The following is a 17,341-nucleotide window of genomic DNA, read 5'->3' as shown; positions in this document are numbered from 1 at the left end:
GAAGCCCCCGCAGTTTTTGACTGCGGGGGCTTTTTCGTTTGTCGGGTTAGGTCTGTGACCAAAGCGCCTTGGCGGCCTCAGCAATGCTGTCGCGTGACGGCATGGTGGCGGCGTAAGCTGGGCCGGTGGCGATAAAGCTGTCGTGTGCCGCGATGCGGGCGTGGGGCAGGGTGGTCTGTTCCTGTAGCAGCGCCATCAGCGCCTCAGACTGGCTGCCGGTTGTGCGGCATTCATCCACGATCAGGACTTTTTCAGCGCCTTTCAGGGCAGATAGAATGCCTTCGGTAGGCAAGGGTGCCAGCCAGCGCATGTCGATGACGCGGGTGTCGATGCCTTGCGTCTTAAGGTCGGCGGCGGCCTGTGTGCTGAGATAACGCCCGTTGCCGTAGGTCAGGATCGCGAGTGGGCCGTCGCCGTCTACACCAACTTCGCCAAGGGCGATGGATCGATCCGGCGACGGATAGGTGGCCATCCAGCCGCTGTCTTTTTCCTCGATCAGGTCGCGCATTGGGTAGAGCGCGATGGGTTCCACCATGACCACCACGCGCTGTTCTTCGCGTGCCAGACGCACACATTCGCGCATCATTTTCGCAGCATCGTCGCCACGGGAGGGGCAGGCGATGATCACGCCGGGGATGTCGCGCAGCACGGCCAGCGAGTTGTCGTTGTGGAAGTGGCCACCAAAGCCTTTCTGATAGCCCAGCCCCGCGATGCGCAGCACCATCGGGTTGGTAAACTGACCATTAGAGAAGAAGGGCAGGGTGGCGGCTTCGCCACGCAGCTGGTCCTCGGCGTTGTGCAGATAAGCTAGGAACTGGATTTCCGGCATGGGCACAAAGCCGTTGTGCCCCATGCCGATGGCGAGACCAAGGATCGATTGCTCATCCAGCAGCGTGTCGATCATGCGATCGGCCCCAAAGCGGTCTTTGAGTTTTTGGGTGACGCCATAAACGCCGCCCTTGGTGCCGATGTCTTCGCCCATCATCACAATCTCGCCGTGTTCCAGCATCAGATCGGTGAGCGCCCAGTTGAGCAGGCGCGACATCGGTTGCGGGTTGTCCATCTGTTTGAGGTCGGAGCCAAAGGCTTTGGCGCGGGCTTCGTCACTTGGGCCATTGGTTGGCGGGCACGTGCGGGCGGGGGGGATGAGCGAGGCCATGACCTCGTCGGCGCTCTTCAGGCGTGGTTTCTTGACGGCTTTTGCTGCCAGCTCGGCACAGCGGTCTTCGCAGTCTTGATAGACCGTCAGCGCCTGATCCGGCGTCATCACGCCAGCCTGATCCAACAGGCGCACCGAATGCAGCAGAGGATCGTCTGCTTCCCAGCCCTCAAAAGTGGCTTTGGGCAGGTAAGCTTGTTGCATGTCCGAGCCGGCATGGCCGTAGAGGCGAACAACGGAGATGTGCAGGAAGGCTGGTTTGCGTTGGGTGCGCACGTAGTGCGCCGCCTCTTGGGCCACTTTGTAAGCGTCGTAGATGTTGAGGCCGTCCGCGGAGAAGTATTTCAATCCCGGTCGGTTTTCATAACTGGCTTTGATCCAGCCGCCGGGGGTGCGGGTTGAGATGCCAATACCGTTGTCCTCACAGACAAACAGCAGCGGCATCGGTGCAGATTGGTAGGCGGTCCAACAGGCGGTGTTGATCGCGCCTTGCGCGGTGGAGTGGTTGGCGGAGGCATCGCCAAAGGAGCACATAATGATGCTGTCATCCGCGAGGCATTTGTGTTCTGGCGCACGACGTTTTCCGAGGCCCAAAGAGTAGGCAGCTCCGACAGCTTTGGGCAGGTGGGAGGCGATGGTGGAGGTCTGCGGGGGAATGTTCAGCGCTTTGGAGCCTAGCACCTTGTGGCGGCCACCGGACATCGGATCCTCTTTGGCGGTGCAGAAGCTGAGCAACATGTCCCAGGCGGCATCTACGCCTTCGACCTGCAAAGACCGCATGGTTTGGAAGGCGCCATCGCGGTAGTGCAGGAACGCCATGTCATCGGGGCGCAGGGCGGCAGCAACCGCGGCCATGCCTTCGTGGCCGGAGGAACCAATAGTGTAGTATCCGTTGCCTTCGGACTGCATTTTGCGCGAGCGGCGGTCGAGGTTGCGGCTGAGGCATTGGGCGGCAAAAACCTCTTTGGCCAACTTTGCCGGAAGGGCGTCATTGGGGGCGGTGCCTGCCGGAAACTTTCCCGAAGCAATGCGCGCGCGAAATGCGTCATCAACCACGTTTGCTCTGTCCATCTTTGCCTCCCATGATGGTGCTGCAATTGCGTAGCACTTGTTCTGAGAGAACAGCAATCCAAGCGACCCCGCGTCAATGTCGTTTTGGATCAAAAGATTCCATGGGGGTGAAAAGGCGGGCTTATTGCTGTCGCGAAACAACCCATTTCTGCCCCAATCTCAGCCGTGCTCCGGCCCCATTTACCTTTCATTAACCAAGTCAACGACTTGCGGGAAGTGACCCGCGGGCACCGCGACAGCGGAAGACGTGTGAGGAGTGGGCTATGAGGCATGAGTTGCGCCTTGGAGATTTTGAACCGGTACAGCCGCAGGCGGACCATAACGGCCAACCGGATGTTGCGCCGGATGTGCGCGTGGAGAACAGGCGCTTGATGCGTGAAGCCAAGCGCCGGATGGCCAAGCTCTCTGCCAACGCCAAGCCACGTGAAGAGGCCTCCCCGCTGTCTCAAGCGAAGCGTGACCCTGCGCCGTCGTTGAGGTCCGAAAAGGACGTACGTCACGCCATACTGGACGAGGAAGCAAAACAGCGCTGGCCAAGGCCGCGGCTGCTTGCGTTGATTGTGGTGATCACACTGGCGGCCGTGGTGCCCTCTGTCACAATGCGTCTGTTGATCTGGATGGTGGTTCTGCTGTTGTTGACGGCAGTGTTGCTGGGCCCCGAACGGGCGCGGGATGCGGTTTATGCGACTCTGCACCATCTGTCGCGCATGTGGGGGCGGGAGATTGGCATCATGCGCCGTCTGCTGGATCAGATCCCGCACTAACGAAAGTTAGCTGCGCTGCGGCGCCATTGTTTTTCCATAATTTGACCTTTGGAATGCCTTGCTGCCCTGCAAGGCTACTGAGTTACATCGCGCGTTGCGATGGGGGTGTTTGGGTAAAAATCGGGTTGAGATATGCAAGAGACTGCCACCGCGCCGGAGCGGCTTAAACCGCCGCAGTACGGCCAAGACATCATAGAACCGGGTGAGCCTTTCACCGACGCGACGCTGGACACCATCCGCGCCTTGCTGGCCGAATCTGATCCGGTGCCGCAGCCAAAGCCGCTCGAAGAGACGGTGCTGTTTGCCGGTCGGCGTGGCAAGCGCGATAAGAATCGCGACACAACGCAGCCTGAGGTTCACAGCCATGATCCTGTTGTGGCGCCACAAGAGCCATCGCGCTTTCCGGAGTTGGCGGCGCCCGAGGAGGACCCATTTGAGATCGAGCGGTCCTGGCGCACGATTGAGGTCACCGAGGGCAGCGCAGGTCGCAGCCTGCGGCGGTTCCTGATGTCACCCCGATTGGTGGCTGTGGTCTTTTTGGCCGGCGTTGTGGCCTGGCAACCCTGGTTTATTCCGATGCTCGCCTTGATGATTGTCTCATCGTTGTTGCTGGTTGGGGCGTTGATTGGTCAGGATCGCATGGCCCGTATTGTGCTTTACATGCTGAAGCGGTTTGTCTGGGCGGATCCCTCTTTTGGGCGGGTGTTACAGAAGCTCTTGCCGCAGCGTTGGCATCCGGTGCTGTATCGTCCGACAACCAAAGGCGCTGCCTTTGATGGGCCGATTGATCCGGGGTTTGCAGCCCGTTTGAAACGCATCAAATCCTGATCTCAATGCAGACAGTTGTGATTGCTTTGGTCTTGGGCCTTGAATTTGGCGCAAGGCCCAAGTATGTCGACCTCTGATCAAGGCAGAGAAGAAGCGTCATGGCGAAAACCAATCCGATCACATTCATTCAGCAGGTCCGCGCGGAAGTATCCAAAGTGGTCTGGCCGACCCGTCGCGAGGTTGTGCTGACAACCGTGATGGTGTTCATCCTGGCGGCACTGACAGCTGCGTTCTTCTCGCTGGTGGATATTCTGATCCGCTCCGGCTTGCAGGGCATTCTGGCGCTGTTTGGCTAAGCTGCACGCGGCGGTTGTCTCTTGAAATCAAGGGGCAACGGCGCTACGCACTGCTTTAGAAGATACGGGGCGTGTGGCGATTCGAGTTGCACGCCGATTTTTTGTTTCTGACGGTCTGTTTTAAGACTGTGACGATAAACGACACTCCGGCACGACGCCGACAATGACGGGAAAACGAACACATGGCGAAACGGTGGTATTCGGTTAGCGTCCTTTCGAACTTCGAAAAGAAGGTCGCCGAGACTATTCGCACATCGGTCGAAGAGCAGGGGCTTGAGGACCAGATTGACGAAGTGCTGGTGCCAACCGAAGAAGTGATTGAGGTGCGTCGCGGCAAAAAAGTGACCTCTGAGCGCCGCTTTATGCCTGGCTACGTGCTGGTGCACATGGAAATGAGCGACCACGGTTATCACCTGATCAACTCGATCAACCGCGTCACTGGCTTCTTGGGCCCACAAGGCCGTCCAATGCCGATGCGTGATGCGGAAGTTCAGGGCATCCTGGGTCGTGTTGAAGAAGGCGAAGCGGCAACGCCAAAGCTGCTGATCAGCTTCGAGATTGGCGAGAAAGTCAAAGTCAACGAAGGTCCGTTCGAAGATTTCGACGGTATGGTCGAGGAAGTCGACGACGAGAACCAGCGTTTGAAAGTGACCGTGTCGATCTTTGGTCGCGAAACTCCGGTCGAGCTGGAGTTCACGCAGGTGACCAAGCAGATGTAAGTCTGCGACATCACATCAAGATTAAGAGCGCCGTCCCGTTGGGGCGGCGTTTTCTTTTGGCGCATGTTAGTGGGCGTGCCGGATGCGGTTGGCCAGATCGGTGACCATTTCTTTGATCACTTCCGCATCCTCTTCGCGTAGCGCGTAGAAACACAGCCCTGCGAGGTCAGCGCTCAATTGGCGGGCCAGTTTTGTGGCATCCTTGTTTGTCGGCAAGGTCCCTGTATCAATGGCTTCTTGAAAAACAGACGCAAAAGTGGCGTCGTTCTGGGTGAGCAGCTCTGAGAGCTTGTCTTCGATGGCTTGATTGCCTTGGCTGGTCTCCAGGGTGGCTTTCACAAGGTAACACACTGGCAGCGGGGCATCAGCATCTGACAGCGGGTGGGCTATGGCAATGAAGTCCGCGAGCCCGTCCAGCGGGGAAGCCGCTTTCGCCTGAAGCTCTGCCCGCAGGATGTTCAGACGTTTTGCATACCGTTCCAGGCTCAGGCAGTAGAGTTTCGCCTTACTGCCAAAGGCGGCGTAGAGCGAACCGGGATGCATGCCGGTGGCGCGCTCCAGGTCCTTGAGCGACGTGGAGGCGTAGCCCTTGGTCCAGAACAGGTCCAGCGCCTGATCCAGCGCAATGTCTTTATTGTGGCTCACATTCATAGGTCTCTATGTAACGGCGGAGGTTGGTAAAGCCAAGGTCACGGTTGAGTGATCACTCAAAATGGCACTTGAGTGATCACTCAAGTTGCCCATATGACAGTCACGTTGATGAATTAAAAAGGACACGACGATGACCAAGTTTCCCCGCCACACCGCAGAGACCGCACCAGAAGCCGCCAAGGAGCGTTTGAGTGCTTCTGAGAAAGCGTATGGCTTTTTGCCGGGGCTCTATCAGGTGATGGCCGACGCGCCGCAGCTGCTGGAGACCTACCAGCGCACCCACGAGGCATTTGTCAGCACCAGTTTTGACAACACCGAGCTAACGGTGGTGTGGCAGTCGATCAATGTGGAGCATGAATGCCATTACTGTGTGCCGGCCCACACGGGCATCGCGCACTCGATGGGCATTGCTCAGGATGTGATCGACGCGCTGCGGGATGAGACCCCCTTGGCCGATCCAAAGCTGGAAGCGCTGCGGACCTTTACACTGGCGCTGACGCGTGGGCGTGGCAATGCGACACCAGCGGAGTTTGAGGCGTTTTACGCTGCGGGTTATGGATCGCAGCAGGTGTTGGAGATCATTCTGGGTCTGTCTCAGAAAGTACTGAGCAACTACACCAACCACGTTGCACAGACCGCTGTGGATCCGGCGTTCCAGCAGTTTGCATGGAGCCGGACTGATAAGGCGGCCTAAGCGACCCAAACGATGTAAGGCCTTCGCAGGAGGCTGCGGGGGCTTTTGTTTTTTAATCACCGCTTGCATCTTCTGGTTGAGGTGGGGATTGTTCGGGGTGAATAAACGAAGGAGAGGCACAGATGATAATCCGACAGGCCAGGACAGAGGATGCGGCCGAAGTGAGTGCGTTTCTTCAGGCATTGGTGGTATTGGGAAAACGCCGACTGCCAGCGGGTGAGGACTTTGTGCGCGATGTGTATATCCGGCACGCGGACAATATTGCCTGTTCGGTGGCCGAGGATACAGACGGCAGCTTGCTGGGCATCCAGATCTTGCTGCGGGCCACGGAAGGCAACTCTTACGGCGTTGAGCCAGGATGGGGCGTAATCGGCACCCATGTGAACCCCAAAGCCGCGCGGCGAGGGGTAGGGCGGAAATTGTTTGCCACTACTCGGGCTGCGGCCGAGACAGCGGGGCTGCAGAAGATCGAAGCCACGATTGGCGCCAAAAGCCCGGATGCGCTGGCCTATTATGACACGTTGGGGTTTGAGACCTTTGCGCATGACGACGAGAAGGTGCGGAAGTGTTTTGAGGTTTAGTGACCTACGCTGCGATCTGAGGACAAATACAAACTGGCCCCCTTGCCAACCCATTAAAACAAGCCTAAACGGCCCTCTATCGTCTTCGGGCGAGATTCTCTCGTGGGAGGTTTTGGCATCGCGATGCCCGATCGGACCACGCAACACAAACCGGGCGGAACGCGTTTCGCTCACGTTGAAAGGAACACCAAATGGCTAAGAAGCTTGCTGGTACAATGAAGCTGCAGGTTCCTGCAGGTCAAGCCAACCCATCCCCACCCGTAGGTCCTGCGCTGGGTCAGCGCGGCATCAACATCATGGAATTCTGTAAGGCGTTTAACGCCAAGACACAGGAACTGGAAGCCGGTGCGCCGTGCCCAACCGTGATCACCTACTATCAGGACAAGTCCTTCACCATGGACATCAAGACGCCACCTGCGTCTTACTACCTGAAGAAGGCTGCCAAACTGAAGTCCGGTGCAAACCTGCCTGGTCGTGAAGTTGTGGGCTCCGTCACCGCTGCTCAGGTGAAAGAAATCGCCGAAGCAAAAATGAAAGACCTGAACGCAAACGACATCGAGGCTGCTATGCAGATTATCCTTGGTTCCGCGCGCTCCATGGGCATCGAGGTGAAGTAATGGCTAAGCTTGGTAAACGTACTGCCGCAGCGCGCGAAGCGTTCGCTGGCAAATCCAACCTGACCGTTGAAGAAGCTGTTGCACTGGTAAAGGGCAACGCTGGCGCGAAGTTTGACGAAACCGTCGAGATCGCTGTTGTTTTGGGTGTTGACCCACGTCACGCTGACCAAATGGTGCGCGGCGTTGTTGGTCTGCCAAACGGCACCGGCAAAAACGTGCGCGTGGCAGTCTTTGCCCGTGGTCCAAAAGCTGAAGAAGCTCAGGCCGCTGGCGCGGACATCGTTGGCGCAGAAGATCTGATGGAAACCGTTCAGGGCGGCACCATCGACTTTGATCGCTGCATCGCGACACCAGACATGATGCCTGTTGTGGGCCGTCTGGGTAAAGTGCTTGGTCCACGCAACCTGATGCCAAACCCAAAAGTTGGCACCGTGACTATGGATGTGAAAGCAGCCGTAGAAGCAGCCAAAGGTGGCGAAGTGCAGTTTAAAGTCGAAAAAGCTGGTGTGGTTCACGCCGGTGTTGGCAAAGCCTCTTTCGACGAAGGCAAACTGGTTGAGAACGTGCGCGCCTTCATGGACGCGGTTCTGAAAGCCAAGCCTGCTGGCGCAAAAGGTGCCTACGTGAAGAAGATCGCTCTGAGCTCCACCATGGGCCCAGGTGTGACCATCAACGTAGACAGCGCGTCTGCACAGTAAGATCAACCGATCTTCAGAGATTTGAGGGCGTCCCACAGGGGCGCCCTTTTTGGTTCACAGGTTTACGATTCGCGTTCTTAAACTGCTTACGTAATAATCAAAGCGTCGCGTGATGCAGCGACGCGATATGTGAATTAATTTGTTCTATTAAAAAATTCTAGGGAGAGTTGCGGGATTTTGCCACTCATCTTCAGGGTGTGTTTTGTAGCAAAATCCGTGGCTTATTGGACTTCTTCGGGGTTTGTTAAATCCTTTGGCGCAGGCGTTGACCATACGTTAGGACAGCCAATAGGACCACTAATGCCACGCCTCAACTCTATCCCGCTTTCTAGGAAGCTGCCGATTTTCATTGTCGGTTTTAGCATCTTGCTCGCGGCTGGACTGATTTCAGCCAGCCTGTTTGCCCTGCAAAAATACGCTTTTTCGGCCGTTGAGAATCAGATGTTCTCAACCATCGCAGACCGACGATTTGCGGTGCGGCAAATGTTGAAAGGTGTTGAGGCGGATCTGGAGTCCCTGTCGGTGTCTCAGGCGACGGCAAATGCCTTGGTCGATTTCGAAGCATCTTGGGGAGCGTTGGGGGGAACCGCGCAATCCGATTTGACGAAAGCCTACATCGACAGCAACCCAAATGCGGTAGGCTCAAAACATTTGTTGGATCGGGCGCGTGGGGATGCGGCCTATCACGCGGATCATGCGTTGTATCACCCCGGCCTGCGCACGTTGATCGAGACCAAGGGTTATTATGATGCCTTCCTGATCAACCCGGCAGGCGACATCGTCTACTCGGTGTTCAAGGAAATGGACTACGCCACCAACCTGATGTCCGGTGCCTACAAAGACAGCGGCCTGGCGGATGTGTTCAAATCGGCGTTGAAAGGCGCTGAGCGGAGCATGCACTTTGATGACATGACGCCATATGCACCAAGCAACGGCGCCGCAGCAGCGTTTATTGCCTCGCCGGTCCACGGTGCAGACAAAACGCTTTTGGGGGTTGTTGCTTTGCAGATTCCTGTCGAAATGATGGGGCAAATTGCCAACAGTAGCTTGGGTCTTGGTGAGACAACCCAGATTTTCATTGTCGGTGAAGATGGGCTTGCGCGCACGTCCTCGCGCTTTGAGGGTGACTTTGCGGTGCTCGATCCGCTGACAATGACTCACCACATCGAAGAGGCGCTTGCCGGGCACAGCGTTTACGAGATTGATATGGGTTTGCATGGCCAGCAGGTGGTCTCTTACGCCAAGCCGCTTGAGTTGGAGTATGCCAACTGGGCGATTATTGCCGAGCAGGACGTCAGTGAAACTATGGGGCCGGTGTGGGCGCAGGCGCGCATTCTGATCGCCGTGAGTGTGCTTCTGACCACACTGCTCTCTGTCTTGGGCTGGATGTTTGCCCGCTCTATAATCCGTCCATTGAACAACATTTGTGGTGATATGGAACAGATCTCAGGTGGAGACTTTGACACCGAGGTTGTCACGGCAGAGCGGGGTGACGAGATTGGTGAACTTGGCAAGACGCTTGTGGCGATGCGTGGTGACCTGAAGAAGGCCAAAGATGCTGAGGCACAGCGTGCAATCGCTGCGCAGGAGCAGGAAATTGTTGTTAAAAAGCTGAGTGCTGGTCTTGGTCAACTGTCGGAAGGAAACTTCGCGCAGACCATCGATGAGCCGTTTGCAGAAGACCATGACTCGTTGCGCTTGGACTTCAACAAAACCGTGCATCAACTCAACACGACAGTGTCGCAAGTGGTGGAATCTGCGGACAGCATCAAGAGCGGCGCAGCGGAGATCAGCCAGTCGTCGTTGGATCTGTCCCAGCGGACAGAAAACCAGGCGGCGACATTGGAAGAGACCGCTGCGGCTCTGAAAGAGATGACCAACAACGTGCAAACAGCGGCTGAAGGCACGCGCAACGTGGAAGAGGTTGTTGCTGAAGCGCGCAGTGAGGCCGAGATCAGCGGCGAAGTTGTGCGCGATGCGGTGACGGCGATGACAGAAATTGAGGAAGGCTCGCGCCATATTTCTCAGATCATCGGTGTGATCGACGACATTGCCTTCCAGACCAACCTGTTGGCGTTGAACGCCGGCGTGGAAGCGGCACGGGCCGGGGATGCAGGTCGCGGTTTTGCGGTGGTGGCCTCTGAGGTGCGGGCGCTCGCGCTTAAGTCCTCGGACGCAGCCAGCGAGATCAAAGCCCTGATCAGCGACAGCGCGCAGCAAGTTGAAAGCGGTGTGGACCTGGTGGGCAAAGCTGGTGAGGCGTTGACCAGCATTGCAGATCGCGTCAACAACATCTCGCAAATGGTCTCTGAGATTGCCCGTAGCGCGACCGATCAATCCGCCGGCTTGGCAGAGATCAACGCAAGTGTTGTGCAGCTCGATCAGGTGACGCAGGCCAATGCCGCCATGGTGGAAGAGTCCACTGCGGCCGGGCAGATGCTGGCCAAAGACGCGTCCGAGCTGATGGGGATGGTGTCGAGCTTCAAAACCGACGCGTCGGTCAACTCCGAGGCTCCGGTTGCGGCCCCTGCGCCAAGTGCGCCCAAACCAGCGCCAGCGCCGATGGCCAAAGCGTCGGCGCCAAAGCTAGTCCCAAAGTCGGCCCCAGAGCCAGCGCGTAAGGCTGCTCCAACGGCCGTAGATGGAAATGCGGCGGTTGATATGGAGCTGTGGCAGGACTTCTAATGCCCCAACTTCGGGCGCGCGCTTGTTGGCATGCGGGTGTCGCGCCCCAACCTCTGCACCAGGTGCCGCCGGACGGGTTTTCCTCCGGCGGCGTCTTATTTCGCCAGAAATGGCAAAAAACACGCGAAAAACTGACGCAACGGCATGAATGTGATCAAAAATCAATTGCCAGCCGCGTGCTTTCGTCTATCCACATCGCAACGAACAAAACATTGGCAGGCACATGGTAATTCACTCCGTTCCGCAACCTGATCAGCCTGTTGAGCGTTCCGCGCGCGAATGGGTCAAAGTCCTGGCACAGTACCGGGAGCCAAATGAGGCGCGCAGCGTCTTGGAGGTGCTGGTCACCGTGGTGCCGTTTGTGGCGCTCTGGGCCTTGGCGTGGTGGAGTATGTCGGTCAGCTTGTGGCTGACACTTGGCATTTCTATGCTGAACGCGCTGTTTCTGGTGCGCCTGTTCACCATCCAGCATGACTGTGGACATGGTGCGTTTTTCAAAAGCCGCGAAGTCAGTGATTGGTTGGGCCGCGTCCTAGGCGTGATCACCCTGACGCCATACGATGTCTGGCGCCGCACCCATTCGATCCACCACAGCGCCGCTGGTAATCTTGAAAAGCGTGGCATTGGCGATGTCTACACCATGACGGTGGCGGAGTATCAGGCAGCGCATCCTTTGCGGCGTTTGCAATACCGTATGGTGCGCAATCCGCTGACCATGTTTGGCCTTGGCCCGTTCTACCTGTTCTTCCTGCAAAACCGTCTGCCATTGGGCCTGATGGACAGCCGCAAATATTGGGTCAGCGCCATGGCGACCAATCTGGCTTTGGTGGCGGTATTGGCGGCGATCTACTATTTTGGCGGCTTGGCGCCGCTGTTGTTGATCTTCCTGCCGACCACGCTGATTGCAGGCACCGCCGGTGTGTGGCTGTTTTACGTGCAGCACCAATTTGAGCACACCCAGTATGACGAAGCGCAGGATTGGGACCTGCATGAGGCTGCGTTGAAAGGCAGCTCCTACTATCGGCTGCCCGCGGTGTTGCAGTGGTTCAGCGCCAATATTGGCATCCACCATGTGCACCATCTATACAGCCGTATCCCGTTTTATCGTTTGCCTGACGTGCTGCGCGACTATGCTGAGCTTGCGGATAACAACCAGCTGACCATTCGGGAAAGCCTGGCCAGTGCGCGGCTGCACTTGTGGGATGAAAAGACACGACGCTTGTTGTCTTTCCGTGAAGCCAAAGCAATCTATGGATAAAAGAAACGCCACCGTCAGGTGGCGTTTTTTTGTGTGCGGTTCGACCTGTCGTGCGACGCGATGAGCCGCTTAGGACTCTACGGTGACACTGAAGCCAAATGTCATGGCCTCGCCGGCAGGCAGAGACACACTGTTGGGCCGTTGAGAAATTTGCGGTCCATCCCCGACAAGTGACGCGGTTCCGTGCCATGGCTCCACACACAGGAATGGCGCATCGACCGGCTTCCAAAGCGCCAGATCAGGCAGGTTGTGGAAGGTGAAAGACAGCCCCGGGCCGTTCTCAGGGCCGTAACGCAGCGCTTCGGTGCCATTTGGGAACACCAGCGCGCCGTCGGTGAACAGCGCTTCTTCAATGCCCAGAGTGCCGTCGATAAAGGGACCTTCAACCCGCGTGGACTCCAGAAGCCCGTCAGGATGAAGGGGTTGTCGGGCGGGATTGTTGCTGGTTGCCAACTGGACAACATTGGGCTGGGTCTCGGCGCCGGGCAGGGGCCAGAGAAAGGCCGGGTGAAAGCCAAAGCCAAACGGCATCTCGGTGTCGGAAAGGTTCTCAACCCGGGCGGTGACGGTCAGGGTTGCCTCCGCCAAGGCATGGGTGAGGTGCAATGCGAAGTCGAAGGGGTACTGCGCGCGCGTTTCAGGGTCGGCGCGCAAGACGTGTCGGCACTGCGTTGGGCTGTGCTCCTCCAGTGTAAATACGCGTCGCCGGGCAATGCCATGCTGCGCCATGTCCGCACTGTGCGCACCAACAGCAATCCTGTCGTCCACAGCACGTCCGACAATGGGAAACAACACCGGTGCGCGACCCGTCCAGTACGCCGGGTCACCGCCCCACAACAGATCCACGCCGGATTGTGTGCGCAGAAATTGCATTTCGGCACCCATTTCAGCGACGGACAAGCTGAGGTGGTCGTTGGAGAGAATGCAGTCAGACGTCATATCAAAGCCTTTGCGAAGAGTGCCCTGTGGAATTGGCCACACTCTAGCGGTCGATGCCGGGAAGGGAACCGCTTCTTTGTTGGTCGGGGATTTCTATGCTTGCAAAGTGGTCGTGTGAGCGGTAAATGGCCTCTGCCCATTCCAAAACGGAGTCGCCTGTCGATTCTTTCTAGGGGTGGCCTGTCCAAGACGAAGGGTTCGGGTTCGCCTGAATAATTCCTTTCTGAGATGGGGTAAGAGACAAGAATTCTTAGAAGGCTTACGAGCCTTCGGCGATCTTGGTTCCCAACCCAATGTATGGACCTAAACGCGTGCCGCTTCTGTGGTGCGCAAAACTGAGCCGGGGAGCAATCCCCAATTTTGGAGTAAAACTGTGGATAGAGCACAAAAAGAGAAGTTGGTCGACGAGCTCGGCCAGATCTTTGAAAGCTCTGGCGTTGTAGTGGTTGCCCACTACGCGGGTCTCACGGTTGCTGACATGCAGGACCTTCGCGCACGTGCCCGTGCAGCGGGTGGTGCTGTTCGTGTCGCCAAGAACAGGCTCGCCAAGATCGCCCTGGACGGCAAACCATGCGAAAGCATCGGTGGCCTTCTGTCGGGTATGACCGTTCTGACCTATTCTGAGGACCCTGTGGCAGCTGCCAAAGTGGCCGAAGACTTCGCCAAAGATCACGCAAAATTCGAGATCCTTGGTGGTGCAATGGGCGAGAACGCTCTGGACCGTGCTGGTGTTACAGCAGTGTCGAAAATGCCTTCGCGCGACGAGCTTATTGCTCAGATCGCAAGCATGCTCGGCGCCCCTGCTTCCAACATCGCCGGCGCCATTGGCGCACCTGCTTCGAACATCGCATCCATCCTGTCTACCGTCGAGGAAAAGGCAGAGGCTGCGTAAGCAACTTATTGAGAGCCGCGTCGTGACATTGTCACAACGTTGGAACACATACCTAAGAACGGAAAGAGTCTAAAATGGCTGATCTGAAAGCACTCGCAGAAAGCATCGTGGGTCTGACCCTGCTGGAAGCACAAGAACTGAAAACCATCCTCAAAGACGAGTATGGCATCGAGCCTGCCGCTGGCGGCGCAGTTGTAATGGCAGGCGGCGGCGACGCCGGTGGCGCAGCTGAAGAAGAAAAAACTGAATTTGACGTTGTTCTGGTTAACGCCGGCGCATCCAAAATCAACGTGATCAAAGAAGTTCGCGGCATCACCGGTCTGGGCCTGAAAGAAGCCAAGACTCTGGTTGAAGCTGGCGGCAAGATCAAAGAAGGCGTGTCCAAGGACGAAGCCGAAGACGTTAAGGGCAAGCTGGAAGCAGCTGGCGCGGAAGTCGAAGTTAAGTAATTCGGTATCTCACCGAGTTATTGCAGGCGTCCCTTCGGGGGCGCCTGTTTTTGTTTTGGGGTACCGTTTTCTATGCGGTGGTGAATCGTCTTTGCGGGCTAAAGCCGCCGTTGCTCTATGGACCAAAGGTGGGTCAAATTGGATAGCATGGACAGATTCGATAACCTCGTAGATGACCTTCTCCGCTTTGGTTGGGAAAGAACCGCAATCCATGAACCACAATTTGGTGGAGGAATGCGCAGTCGAATTTGGAGGTTCACATCCGGGTGGTCGCCGGTTGGCTTCGAAGTGTTTGTTAGCTTTCTGATTGATCCTCAAAATCATGGTCTAGAGAATGAAAATGAGATTTGGGGCATCGAAATTTCGAGCGAAACTACAAATCACTACGTTGATGAAAACATTGTCAGTGTCGGTCGCCATTGGACGAAACAGCGTGCTGAGATTGTAGAGATAATCAACTCACTTAGAGTTCAAGCAGACTGAGATATTTTCGTACCGGCAGTAGTTTTGGGTGAAAGAAAAGTGCCTTTTTGCCGATTTCCGGAAACTCAATTGGGGCTCATCGCAGCTTTTCGCGGTTTTTGGGTGGTCGCAAATGTCCGGGGCGTGATTGACTATAGGCGCTTCCCGCCAAGTTTCTGATTACTTACAAAGCGGCAGCTTCAACGGTGGCTGCTTGGGCAGCGAGGCGCGCCATTCGTTGATGATCGGCTGCAGGGTCTGCTTGGGCCAGAACTTAGGAATGCCGATCGTTTTCAAACAGGCGGCATGCCAGTAGTGGCCGGATTGCTGCGGGGATTTTCCGCGTTGGATTGCTTTGGCCACGGCGTTGATGTCTTTTGAGGACGGGTAGATGTAGAGTGTTGTTGGCTTGCCGTCGGCAATTTTCAGGATCTCGTCGGTGGCGGGTTTGGACCAGGTGGTGCAGCCATTGCTACGACCGGAAGTATAATCCACCAATTTGCCAAAGGGCACATAGCCATCTGCATCGGCGTGGGTGCTTTGGGGCCGTTCCATCCGGCATTGCCAGCGCAGGAACATGGCGCGGTGGCCGCCGATGGCACGTTCGCGGGCGTTGCTGGTTTCGCCTTCACCGTCAAACAGCAGGAAGGTGCGCAGGAAGGGTTTCTTACCAGAGCTGCTTTGGTAGTAGCCTTTGAAGGATGTGCGGGACTCGGCGGTGATATAGGGACCACCTGCGGTGAGTTTGGAGCCTTCTGCATTGCTGAAATTGCGGGCGCATTGCCGACCGTTGGAGAAATTGGCTTTGGCCAGTTTGCGGCCATTGCCGTAGCCTGAGGAGACCGCCTTGAAAGTCTTTGATTTCTCACAAATCACGTAGAAGCGGGGCAGGGCGCTGCCGTCATCCCCTGTGCTGGGACGGGTGGCGTCCATGGCAAAGTAGCAGGGGTTTTTGACCGTGCCGCTGCGGCGTTTTTCCAAATAGAGCGCCCGGGCGCGGTCCAGGACCACGGGGGCGATTTTGCCAACGCCTGTTCCCACGTGGTTTTGCAGCCATTTTGGAATGTCTTGGGAGGCCTTGGATGCCCAAGTTGGCGCTGCAATATTAGTGCAAATCAGGGTTGCCAGACAAATGGCGCGCAGGGGTGAGGTCAAAAACAATGCGCAAGCTCCCAACAGTGACGGATAAACGAACTGTGTTCAGCCTGCCCAAAAAGGGCGCGCGGGTCTAGGGGGCAGAGGGTGTTTGCGAAGGGCGTCCTCGTTTGAGGACGCCCATGTTGCTTCAGGCAATGATCGGTGCTTGGGTATTGGTGTCCTCAACCCGAATACGCGCCAGTTTTTTGAAGCTTTCGGCGTGTTCTTGGCGCTCTCGCATGGGCAGTACCTCATCCAAGCGATCAAAGTCTCCGGCGCAGCGGTCTTCGGCCATTTGCATGATGGCATCCGGGCCACCATTGCCGCGGTTGGCTAGGGTGATGGCATTGGCCATTGGGCGCACCTGATCTTCGTAGGTTTTGGCGGCAGTGTGCCCCTCACCATGGGCTTTGATCGCCGCGCCCAACAGGCGGGCGTCGATAATGGCTTGGCTCGCGCCGCTGGAGCCCACGGGGTAGGTGGCATGCGCCGCGTCGCCAATCAACGTGGCGGCACCGTCGGTCCAGCTATCCACTGGTTCGCGATCCACCATCGGATACTCAAACACCTCATTGGCGTTGGCAATCAGTTCAGGAATGTCGATCCAGCCAAAATCCCAATCTGCAAAGTCAGCGGCAAAGCGGGAGGTGTCGACCTTACGGTTCCAGTCGCTTTTCTCGATATGCTCATTGGGGTCCACCTTGGCTTCGGCAATCCAGTTGATCAGCGCTTCGCCGGTTTCTGGATCGGGGGCAGAGATTGGGTAGGTGACAAACCGCTGGGTGTCGTGTCCGGCCAGGATCATGGAGGTGCCGCTTAGGAAAGCCGGCGCGGTTGTGGTGCCACGCCACATGATGGCCCCGCCCCAGACCGGGGCGCCTTCGTCAGGATACATCTGCGCGCGGATGGCGGAATGCACACCGTCGGCCGCGACAAGCATTGTGCCGGACAGGGATTTGATGGTTTCGCCTTGCTGGTAGATGACGGCCACACCTTTGTCGGTGTTGGTGAATTGGGTCACGCGGCAGCCAAAGGTGATGCTATCCTCTCCGCAACGCGCCAGCAGTGCTTTGAGCAGGCCCATCTGCAATTCACCACGATGCACCGAATACTGTGGCCAGTTATAGCCGGCATGTCGCCCGCGCGGCTCGGTCCAGATTTCCACGCCGGTCTTGGTGTAAAACCCATAGTCGCGGGTCTTCACGCTCACCTCTTCCAACATCTCTTCCAAGCCAAGCGCAAACAATTCGCGCACGCAGGGCGGCTGTAGGTTGATGCCCACGCCCAAAGGCTTCGGGTCATTTACACTTTCAAGGATGTGAAAAGGAACGCCAATCTCATGAAGGGTGAGGCCCATGGTTAGTCCGGCAATACCTCCGCCGGCAATGATAACGGTCATCTGAAATGTCAGTCTCTTGTTGTTGGATGTTTTGTTGTGGAG

At 57.0% G+C, this 17,341-nt stretch carries 18 protein-coding genes; 13 read left to right on the top strand and 5 right to left on the bottom strand.

Annotation, left to right across the window (positions count from 1 at the left end; all coding sequences use genetic code 11):
• Positions 1-46: 46 nt before the first annotated feature.
• Positions 47-2,230, bottom strand: a complete 2,184-nt coding sequence (locus JXR15_RS00125; protein WP_422051241.1) for a thiamine pyrophosphate-dependent enzyme — start codon at positions 2,228-2,230, stop codon at positions 47-49.
• Between the two features lie 263 nt (positions 2,231-2,493).
• On the opposite strand from JXR15_RS00125, the gene JXR15_RS00120 reads away from it, so the two are divergent.
• The 4 genes from JXR15_RS00120 to nusG all read left to right on the top strand — a co-directional run bounded on the left by JXR15_RS00120 (position 2,494) and on the right by nusG (position 4,837).
• Complete coding sequence (locus tag JXR15_RS00120) at positions 2,494-2,994, top strand: hypothetical protein (protein WP_422051240.1); 501 nt, start codon at positions 2,494-2,496, stop codon at positions 2,992-2,994.
• Positions 2,995-3,126: 132 nt separating this feature from the next.
• Positions 3,127-3,822 (top strand): hypothetical protein, encoded by a 696-nt coding sequence (locus JXR15_RS00115; protein WP_422051239.1) that lies wholly within the window; start codon positions 3,127-3,129, stop codon positions 3,820-3,822.
• Between the two features lie 98 nt (positions 3,823-3,920).
• Complete coding sequence (secE, locus tag JXR15_RS00110) at positions 3,921-4,118, top strand: preprotein translocase subunit SecE (RefSeq protein ID WP_299424323.1); 198 nt, start codon at positions 3,921-3,923, stop codon at positions 4,116-4,118.
• A 182-nt stretch (positions 4,119-4,300) separates the two neighbouring features.
• Complete coding sequence (gene nusG, locus JXR15_RS00105) at positions 4,301-4,837, top strand: transcription termination/antitermination protein NusG (protein ID WP_164644669.1); 537 nt, start codon at positions 4,301-4,303, stop codon at positions 4,835-4,837.
• A gap of 66 nt (positions 4,838-4,903) precedes the next feature.
• On the opposite strand, the gene JXR15_RS00100 is transcribed toward nusG, so the two are convergent.
• Positions 4,904-5,482: a TetR/AcrR family transcriptional regulator gene (locus tag JXR15_RS00100; protein WP_422051238.1), complete on the bottom strand. Its 579-nt coding sequence runs from the start codon at positions 5,480-5,482 to the stop codon at positions 4,904-4,906.
• A gap of 136 nt (positions 5,483-5,618) precedes the next feature.
• Between JXR15_RS00100 and JXR15_RS00095 the strand changes: the two genes are divergently transcribed.
• The 6 genes from JXR15_RS00095 to JXR15_RS00070 all read left to right on the top strand — a co-directional run bounded on the left by JXR15_RS00095 (position 5,619) and on the right by JXR15_RS00070 (position 12,021).
• The gene (locus JXR15_RS00095; protein WP_422051237.1) at positions 5,619-6,182 is read left to right on the top strand and encodes a carboxymuconolactone decarboxylase family protein; all 564 of its coding nucleotides are present in this window, start codon (positions 5,619-5,621) and stop codon (positions 6,180-6,182) included.
• 122 nt (positions 6,183-6,304) lie between these two features.
• Positions 6,305-6,763 (top strand): GNAT family N-acetyltransferase, encoded by a 459-nt coding sequence (locus JXR15_RS00090; protein WP_422051236.1) that lies wholly within the window; start codon positions 6,305-6,307, stop codon positions 6,761-6,763.
• A gap of 191 nt (positions 6,764-6,954) precedes the next feature.
• Positions 6,955-7,380 carry a 50S ribosomal protein L11 gene (gene rplK / locus JXR15_RS00085; RefSeq protein WP_164644674.1) on the top strand — a complete coding sequence of 142 codons (426 nt, stop codon included), beginning with the start codon at positions 6,955-6,957 and terminating at the stop codon, positions 7,378-7,380.
• Complete coding sequence (gene rplA, locus JXR15_RS00080) at positions 7,380-8,078, top strand: 50S ribosomal protein L1 (protein WP_299424332.1); 699 nt, start codon at positions 7,380-7,382, stop codon at positions 8,076-8,078. Before rplK ends, rplA begins: the two co-directional genes overlap by 1 nt.
• A 300-nt stretch (positions 8,079-8,378) precedes the next feature.
• Positions 8,379-10,763: a methyl-accepting chemotaxis protein gene (locus JXR15_RS00075; protein ID WP_422051235.1), complete on the top strand. Its 2,385-nt coding sequence runs from the start codon at positions 8,379-8,381 to the stop codon at positions 10,761-10,763.
• A 223-nt stretch (positions 10,764-10,986) separates the two neighbouring features.
• Entirely contained in the window at positions 10,987-12,021 is a 1,035-nt protein-coding gene (locus tag JXR15_RS00070; RefSeq protein ID WP_422051234.1) for a fatty acid desaturase, read from the top strand.
• A gap of 69 nt (positions 12,022-12,090) precedes the next feature.
• On the opposite strand, the gene JXR15_RS00065 is transcribed toward JXR15_RS00070, so the two are convergent.
• A complete protein-coding gene (locus tag JXR15_RS00065) occupies positions 12,091-12,960 on the bottom strand; it encodes an aldose 1-epimerase family protein (RefSeq protein WP_422051233.1) in 870 nt (289 codons plus the stop codon).
• 373 nt (positions 12,961-13,333) lie between these two features.
• Between JXR15_RS00065 and rplJ the strand changes: the two genes are divergently transcribed.
• The 3 genes from rplJ (at position 13,334) to JXR15_RS00050 (ending at position 14,784) form a co-directional block, all read left to right on the top strand.
• Complete coding sequence (gene rplJ, locus JXR15_RS00060; RefSeq protein ID WP_422051232.1) at positions 13,334-13,852, top strand: 50S ribosomal protein L10; 519 nt, start codon at positions 13,334-13,336, stop codon at positions 13,850-13,852.
• Between the two features lie 74 nt (positions 13,853-13,926).
• Positions 13,927-14,301: a 50S ribosomal protein L7/L12 gene (rplL, locus tag JXR15_RS00055; protein WP_422051231.1), complete on the top strand. Its 375-nt coding sequence runs from the start codon at positions 13,927-13,929 to the stop codon at positions 14,299-14,301.
• Positions 14,302-14,439: 138 nt separating this feature from the next.
• Positions 14,440-14,784 (top strand): hypothetical protein, encoded by a 345-nt coding sequence (locus JXR15_RS00050; RefSeq protein WP_422051230.1) that lies wholly within the window; start codon positions 14,440-14,442, stop codon positions 14,782-14,784.
• 159 nt (positions 14,785-14,943) lie between these two features.
• On the opposite strand, the gene JXR15_RS00045 is transcribed toward JXR15_RS00050, so the two are convergent.
• Together JXR15_RS00045 and JXR15_RS00040 are read right to left on the bottom strand one after the other, a co-directional pair.
• The gene (locus JXR15_RS00045) at positions 14,944-15,924 is read right to left on the bottom strand and encodes a hypothetical protein (RefSeq protein ID WP_422051229.1); all 981 of its coding nucleotides are present in this window, start codon (positions 15,922-15,924) and stop codon (positions 14,944-14,946) included.
• 124 nt (positions 15,925-16,048) lie between these two features.
• Positions 16,049-17,299, bottom strand: coding sequence for a flavin-dependent oxidoreductase (locus JXR15_RS00040; RefSeq protein WP_422051228.1), 1,251 nt, complete (start codon positions 17,297-17,299; stop codon positions 16,049-16,051).
• Positions 17,300-17,341: the final 42 nt, after the last annotated feature.

It is taken from the genome of Shimia sp., from assembly GCF_049116215.1.
In the GTDB taxonomy this organism is placed as follows: domain Bacteria; phylum Pseudomonadota; class Alphaproteobacteria; order Rhodobacterales; family Rhodobacteraceae; genus Shimia.
The sequence above is the reverse complement of the archived record's forward strand: the minus strand, read 5'-3'. Positions and strand labels throughout refer to the sequence as shown.